This is a genomic window from Pseudophaeobacter profundi (assembly GCF_029697505.1).
Taxonomy (GTDB): domain Bacteria; phylum Pseudomonadota; class Alphaproteobacteria; order Rhodobacterales; family Rhodobacteraceae; genus Pseudophaeobacter; species Pseudophaeobacter profundi.
The window spans coordinates 1-340 of record NZ_JARJEF010000135.1; the positions used below are offsets into that span (position 1 = coordinate 1).

Annotated in this window: 1 protein-coding gene; it reads right to left on the minus strand. The window is 60.3% G+C overall.

Features of this window, described 5'->3' with window-relative positions:
• A partial coding sequence (locus tag P2081_RS20540) for a hypothetical protein (RefSeq protein WP_278924643.1) occupies positions 1-340 on the minus strand: 340 nt, incomplete at both ends.

The window sequence follows — 340 nt, forward strand, 5'->3', positions numbered from 1 at the left end:
GTGAAGGATCTCGACTGTGTGCTTCAACTCCACTTGCACCTTCTGGTATCTCTCGTCGGAGATCCTGAGCTCCTTGGTGACTTCCTCATAGTCAGAGGCGAGGCTGGACAGTTCCTGCTCGATCTTGGTGCGCGACGCGGACAGGTTGACGTTGATGGTTGTCAGCTCGTTGACGCGGCTCTGACTGTCCTCGTACATCTGCTCGGCGGTTCGCTTGGCTCGCAGCGCGCTGTCGTAGTTGGCGCGGATCTCCTCCAGCTCGGCGGTGATGGACTGGACCTTGCGCGATGCGATGGCGTACTGGTCCAGCGTGACGGCCAGCTGACGCTGCATCTCGTCG